The sequence below is a fragment of the Candidatus Accumulibacter vicinus genome (assembly GCF_000584955.1).
Classification (GTDB): domain Bacteria; phylum Pseudomonadota; class Gammaproteobacteria; order Burkholderiales; family Rhodocyclaceae; genus Accumulibacter; species Accumulibacter vicinus.
This window is the reverse complement of record NZ_JDSS02000020.1, coordinates 138,203-144,113: the sequence shown is the minus strand read 5'-3', so window position 1 is coordinate 144,113 and position 5,911 is coordinate 138,203. Positions and strand designations below refer to the sequence as shown.

Here is a 5,911-nt window from a genome sequence, read left to right as displayed (position 1 = left end):
GACGGAAGCCGCGGCGACGGCGCGCGTCGGCGGCGTCGCTGCTGCGGATCAGGCGGGCGAGGAGGGCCGCATTATCGCCATCGTGCCCGGGGTCGGAGAAATCGACCCAGAGCAGGGCGTCGAGATCGGGCGGCAGTTGCAGCGGCTCGAGCTTGAGCGGCAGCAGGTGCTCGTCGCCGGAATCGGGATGGATTTCGCGGTGCTTGTCGATCTCCCACCTGACCCATTGCGAGTTCAGCGCCGAGGTCGAGCCGGCGACGACGGTGAAGCGGCTGTTGCGGATGCCGGCGGCGCACTGCGGTTCGAGCTTGCCGGGGCCACACTCCCACTTGTCGAGCCAGACGCGCAGGCCGTGTCTTTCGCTGAGCGTGCGGGCCAGCGCTTCGACCCGCGCCGAGTCGTTGTGGTTGTGACTGAGGAAGAGATCGAACTGGCGCAGCGACTGCTGGCCGGCGAGGTCGGCCGGCAGCAGCGGTTCGTCGCTGCCGCGCTGGTAGAGCTGCGGCAGGAACCAGTCTTCGAGATTGAGCGTGCGCGCCGCCGGGCCCTGTTCGAGCCAGCGCGCGGGCGAGGCGACGAGCGCGCTGCGCCCCTGCGCCACCGCATGGCCGATGGCGGTGCCGCTGGCCAGTTCGCGGTAGAAGCGGTCGAGGAGGATCCTCGCCGCCTCGACATGCACGGCGTGCCCCATCGAAAGCACGCTGCCGACGCCGGCCTGGATCAGGCGCGGGGCGACCGAGCGGAAAACCAGCGTTTTGCCGAGCGTCGCGCTGCGGCAGGCTTCGAGGACGACGAGCGGAATCCGGTACTGGGCGAGCAGGTCGCCGAGCCGGTCGGCGGCGACGAGGTCGGTCTGCGACTCGCCGCTGCCGTCGTCGCTCTTCTCGAAGCAGAGGGCGCCGATCTGCATCTGCGGCAGGAAGGTCCCGTGGCCGTCGAAATGGACGACGTCGTAGTCGTCGCCGGCCTGCTGCGCCGCGCGCAGCATTTCCCCGAGGCGCGCGAGCGTCGGCGGGCGGCAGAAGTCGAGCTGGACCGCTTCGCCGAGCGGGTCGATCGCCGCTAGCAGCGCTTGCGTCGTCATGCGCGGGTCGATGAAGCCGGTATCGTCGGGGCGGCTGACGACGTAGAGGATGCGCAGCGGCAGTTCGCCCGTGCGGGCGGCGACCTGCTCCGGGAGGGCGAGTTGGCGGCGCAGCGAGACGCGTAGCGCGAGCTTGCCGGCGGCGTCGGCCATGAGTTCCCACGGCAGACGCAGCAGTTCGGCGTCGTCGGTGGCGACGGTCAGCTCGCGCGGCTCCGGCGCGGCGAGCAGTGCCTCGAGTGCGGCGTGGTTTTCCGGTGCGGAAAAGATCGCGTCGTGCAGTTGCCGGCCCCATTCCTCGAGCCTGGCCTTGACACGCGCCGCGCGGACGACGGCGCCGCCGTCGGGCAAGTCCATGTACTCCTCGAGATACCAGCGGAGGTCGTCGTAGTCCGCGTCGCTCAGCAAGGGAGTGAAGGACTGCTCGACGCCGAGTCGCCGACCGTCGCCGTCGGTGAGCGCGACGCGCCGGCTGTCGGCCGCCGCGGGCGGGAAGAGGAGGCGGAGTTCCTGCGTCGCGTGCGACGTCTGCATGGTGGGGACCGTTCACGGAAAAGACAGCGGTGGCGGGCGGTGGCGAGCAGTGGCGGAAAGCCGCGGGCTTCGCTGCGCGCCGCCGCGCGGCGGCTGGCTGACCGCCGGGCTGGCCGGGGGCAGGGAATCCAGCACTGCCTACACGAGTATAGGAGCCCCCATCGAGCAGCGTCAATTCCCGATTGTTTGCACGACGAGCGTCCGTTTGCGTTACGCTGGACGACCTACCTGCTCCCCACCGCCTCGCGGCACGTGGCGGAAGCACCCAGCCAACCCCCACCACCCATGGCCACCATGAAAACCCCGCAAAGACTCACCGCACTCGTCGAAGAAGGCCTCGTCGATGAGGTGATTGGCCAATTGATGAGCGGCAAGGAGGCCACCGTCTACGTCGTTCGCTGCGGCGACGCGATTCGCTGCGCCAAGGTCTACAAGGAGGCCAATCAACGCAGCTTCCACAAGAACGCCTCCTACCAGGAAGGCCGCAAGGTCAAGAACAGCCGGCAGGCGCGCGCCATGGCGAAAGGCAGCCGCTATGGGCGCCGGATGCAGGAGGAGGTCTGGCAGAGCGCCGAGGTCGATGCCCTGTATCGGTTGGCCGCCGCCGGCGTGCGGGTGCCGCAGCCGCATATCTGCTTCGCCGGCGTGTTGCTGATGGATCTGGTTCTCGATGCCGACGGCCACGCGGCGCCGCGCCTGAACGACGTCGAACTCAGCGAGGAACTGGCGCTGGCGTATCACGCGCTGCTGATGAACCAGGTGGTGCGCATGCTGTGCGCTGGCGTCATCCACGGCGACCTCTCGGAATACAACATCCTCGTCGGCGAAGGCGGGCCGGTCATCATCGACCTGCCACAAGCCGTCGACGCGGCCGGCAACAGCGACGCCGCCGAAATGTTCGAGCGTGACGTGCTCAATCTGCGCACCTACTTCAGCGCCTTCGCGCCGACCCTCAAGGACAGCCAGTACGGCAAGGAAATCTGGGCGCATTACGAGAGCGGCCTGTTGTCGCCGGAACTGGCCCTGACCGGTCAAGTGGTGCTCGACGAGGAGCCGGCCGACGTCGACGCCGTTCTCCTGCAGGTCAAGCTGGCCATCGAGGAGAATGCCATCCGGCGCATGTGCTGCTGACCTTTGACGACTACAAGAAAATCGCCGATCTGCTGGCCATGCCCGGCATTGAAGCCATTGAGCTTGATATCTCGCCGCTACGCGATCTCGCACAAGCAGCGGATTTGCGTTGATGTTCCTGCTTGACACCAATGTCGTTTCCGAAATGCGGACAATTCGCAGTGGCAAGGCAAATGCCTGCGTGGCGGCATGGGCCGACAGCGTCGACACCAACGACCTCTACAGGAGCTTGAAATCGGCGTTGTGCTTGCCGAACGCCGTGACCCCGCGCAGGGAGCCCTGTTCCGCTCATGGCTGGACAATCACGTCCTGCCGGCGTTCGATGGCCGTATTCTGGCCGTCGACGCTGCCGTTGCCCGGCGCAGCGCCCGGCTGCACATACCTGACCCGCGCCCGATGCGCCGAGCGCGGTCACGATCAACCGGCGCCGGAGTACGAATTCGACCAGCGTATCGCCTGGTAGGCGCGGGCAGGAAGTCGCCATGCGCAAAGGTCCAGGAGGTCGCGGGAACCTTTCAGTGAGCGCGAGAGCGACCTGCCTGGCCGCCAGCCCCGGGTACCGGGTTATACTCGCGGCAGAGAATGTGCTGCGATAATGGCAATTCGCGAAGTCGGGCGCCGCCCGGCAAACCCGCAAAGGCGGTTCCGCCGAGCTTGTCGCCAGCGCGCCGCCTTTTTCATCCACCGATCCATCTCAAAAACCGGAGCTCGAAATCATGAAAATCCGCCTGTTCGTTCTGTCCGCCGTACTGACCGTCGCCGTTGCCGCTTGTGGCCAAAAGGAAGATGCCGCCAAGACCGAGGCGGCCAGGCTGGCCAAGGAATCGGCCCAGAAAGCCGGTGCGGCCGTGGGTGCGGCCGCCGACGCGACCAAGGAGGCCGTCAAGGATGCCGGCGCGGCGGCCAAGGAGAAGGTCGTCAGTGCCGGTACGGAAGTCAAGGACAAGACCAAGGAAGCGGTCGAGGCGACCAAGGAAGCCGGCAAGGAGATGGTCGTCAAGGCCGCCGATGCGACCAAGGAAGCGGCCGACAAAGCCAAGGAAGCAGTCAGCAAGTAGGCCGGATGTCACGCGGCAAACCGGCGGTTCACCGGACCCTCGGCCTCGGCGGGCGGCGGTTTCGTTCCGCCGGTGGTCGGTTCTTGCGAACGGGCGCGTGGTTTTGCAGGTGGGCAAAGAACTCGCGGTCGGCGCCCAGCATGTGCCGGGTGACGACATCGTAGGCGAGGAACTGGAAGACATCGCCGACGCCTTGACGGCCATTGCCGTAGTTGGCCGCCAGATGCCGCGCCTGGTTGGCCAATTCCTGGTGCAGAACGACATGCGCCGTGGCGCCGGGAAAGCCGGCGGCGACGATCGCCTGTTCCTCGTCGGCAAAGTGCTGGAGGACATCGGCAATCAGCCGGCTGACGATCACTCCGACCTCGTCGGCGGTGCCGCCGGAAAGGATTGCCGCCAGCAGTTCATTGGCGTCGGCGAAAAGCTGCCGATGGCCGCGATCGACCAGCTCGTTGCCGCATTCGTAGGCCGGGTGCCAGACGAGCTGAACGAAGTCGGCGACGATATATTCCAGTGTGCTGGCTGGCCCGATCGCGTCCGGCGCCAGTTGGGCCTGGTTCCGGCCGCCGGCTTTCGCCCGGTAGAGTGCTTCGTCGGCGCGCTGAAACCACTCCTCCCAGGTGTCGCCAGCGTGGCATTCGGCGGCGCCGATGCTGACCGTCAGTTGTCCGATGACCGGAAAGCTGGCGCGTTCGATCTGGTGGCGCAGGCGTTCGGCAAGCATCGCCGCTGTCGACCGGTCGGTGTTGGGACAAAGCACGATGAACTCCTCGCCACCCCAGCGCGCCAGCACGTCGGTGCCACGCAGCCGGCTCTGCAGCAGACGGGTCAGCGCCTGCAGAACCTGGTCGCCGACGACGTGGCCATGCTGGTCGTTGATGGGCTTGAAGTGATCGATATCGATGATCAGCAGGCTGAGCGGCTGTTCGTAGCGGTTCAGCCGATCCATCTCGCTACGTACGCACTCCTCGAGTCGGCGCCGGTTCCAGGCGCCGGTCAGCTTGTCGGTGCCGGCCACCTGCTCGAGTTCGACGACGGTCCGCCGCAGTTCCTGGTTGGCCCGCTGCAGGCGATCGAGGGTCTGCTGCATGGCCGGGCTGGCCGGCGGTGGGGCGACTTCGTGCACGATCGAGACGATCGACTGCAGTTTCTCGTCGAGCCCGACGACCGGCAGCTTGAGCCACAGATAGCGGTTGGTCTGGCCGCGCACGGGCAGATCGACTTCTTCGTAGGCGGCCGGTGCGCCGTCGAGCAGCCGGCGCTCGCAACTCGCGAGTTGCTTGCCCACGGCCGGGGGCAGCAATTCGTCTTCGGACTTCCCGTCGAGGCGCTCGATGCCGTCACCGAGCAGTCGAGCCATCTCCCGGTTGAACAGTCGATAACGTCCGTCCAGCCCCTTGATGCCAAACCCGACGCCCGAACTTGCGGGCATCAGCAGCGACAGTAGCGCCGTCATTCGGATCACGCCGTCCCGTGCCAGTGCCCTGATCAGGTCGTCGTCATTCACCGCCAAGCTCTCCCCCCGAATTAGCTGTCGTCCGCGCGTCGCGGCACGTGGCCCGGACCCACCTCCGACCGATGCGCCACTATACGGGTTTCAAGCGCGCGAACCAAGGGGCTGCGCCCGCCTGGCAGCCTGTCGGGCTTTCACCTCGCCCGAACATTTCGGCGGCGTCGACGGCTTGCGGCAGGTCGATGATGACCGGCCCGCCTTCGCCGACAAGGATGCTGTATTCGGAGAGGTCGCCGTCAATGACGCCGGCGCACAGCATCCGCACTACCTGGTAACGGATGCGTTCGTTTGCGCTTGACGGCCGATGTCGCTTTCGCAAATACTCTGGCGTTCCGGGTTGCACGCGGCTTGTTGGCGCCACCGGGAAGTATCAGTGTGGGCGAGAGGACGAATGAGGTGAGGTTCTGGTGGGTCAACCGGCAGCACCCGGCAAGCGAAGTGGCAGAACTGTTTGGCGACATCGACCGCGTCTTTTCGCTCGACGGCGAGTTGATTACCAGCGATTCGCTCTGCCGCGTGCTACGCGTCAGTGCCGGTGGCAAGCGCTACTACGTCAAGCGCTACAGTGGCACGGGCAAGAATCTCCAGCGC

At 66.6% G+C, this 5,911-nt stretch carries 5 protein-coding genes and 3 pseudogenes; 5 read left to right on the top strand and 3 right to left on the bottom strand.

What is annotated here, in order from left to right; all coding sequences use genetic code 11:
- The coding region (locus CAPSK01_RS08770; RefSeq protein WP_034925322.1) for a CHAT domain-containing protein at nucleotides 1-1,618 on the bottom strand (1,618 nt) is incomplete at its 3' end.
- Nucleotides 1,619-1,912: 294 nt separating this feature from the next.
- Here CAPSK01_RS08770 and CAPSK01_RS08765 point away from each other — a divergent pair.
- From CAPSK01_RS08765 to CAPSK01_RS08750, 4 genes and pseudogenes are all read left to right on the top strand, one after another.
- A complete protein-coding gene (locus tag CAPSK01_RS08765) occupies nucleotides 1,913-2,749 on the top strand; it encodes a PA4780 family RIO1-like protein kinase (RefSeq protein ID WP_034925449.1) in 837 nt (278 codons plus the stop codon).
- On the top strand, nucleotides 2,740-2,862 hold the full coding sequence (locus tag CAPSK01_RS08760; protein WP_337958561.1) for a hypothetical protein: 123 nt from the start codon (nucleotides 2,740-2,742) through the stop codon (nucleotides 2,860-2,862). Before CAPSK01_RS08765 ends, CAPSK01_RS08760 begins: the two co-directional genes overlap by 10 nt.
- Nucleotides 2,862-3,142 (top strand): annotated as a pseudogene (locus CAPSK01_RS08755) (VapC toxin family PIN domain ribonuclease); the annotation flags it as partial. The gene CAPSK01_RS08760 and the pseudogene CAPSK01_RS08755, both read left to right, overlap by 1 nt.
- A gap of 323 nt (nucleotides 3,143-3,465) precedes the next feature.
- The gene (locus CAPSK01_RS08750; protein WP_273703370.1) at nucleotides 3,466-3,807 is read left to right on the top strand and encodes a hypothetical protein; all 342 of its coding nucleotides are present in this window, start codon (nucleotides 3,466-3,468) and stop codon (nucleotides 3,805-3,807) included.
- Between the two features lie 28 nt (nucleotides 3,808-3,835).
- On the opposite strand, the gene CAPSK01_RS22415 is transcribed toward CAPSK01_RS08750, so the two are convergent.
- Both CAPSK01_RS22415 and CAPSK01_RS22410 read right to left on the bottom strand, forming a co-directional pair.
- Nucleotides 3,836-5,314 (bottom strand): diguanylate cyclase, encoded by a 1,479-nt coding sequence (locus CAPSK01_RS22415; protein WP_273703369.1) that lies wholly within the window; start codon nucleotides 5,312-5,314, stop codon nucleotides 3,836-3,838.
- 160 nt (nucleotides 5,315-5,474) lie between these two features.
- A pseudogene (locus tag CAPSK01_RS22410) lies at nucleotides 5,475-5,609 on the bottom strand (RIO1 family regulatory kinase/ATPase); the annotation flags it as partial.
- A 107-nt stretch (nucleotides 5,610-5,716) separates the two neighbouring features.
- Here CAPSK01_RS22410 and CAPSK01_RS22405 point away from each other — a divergent pair.
- A pseudogene (locus CAPSK01_RS22405) lies at nucleotides 5,717-5,911 on the top strand (heptose kinase); the annotation flags it as partial.

Bases quoted from the DNA above. Each gene is read 5' to 3' on its own strand.
- CAPSK01_RS08765 (WP_034925449.1), top strand. From the start codon at position 1,913: ATGAAAACCCCGCAAAGACTCACCGCACTCGTCGAAGAAGGCCTCGTC.
- CAPSK01_RS08750 (WP_273703370.1), top strand. From the start codon at position 3,466: ATGAAAATCCGCCTGTTCGTTCTGTCCGCCGTACTGACCGTCGCCGTT.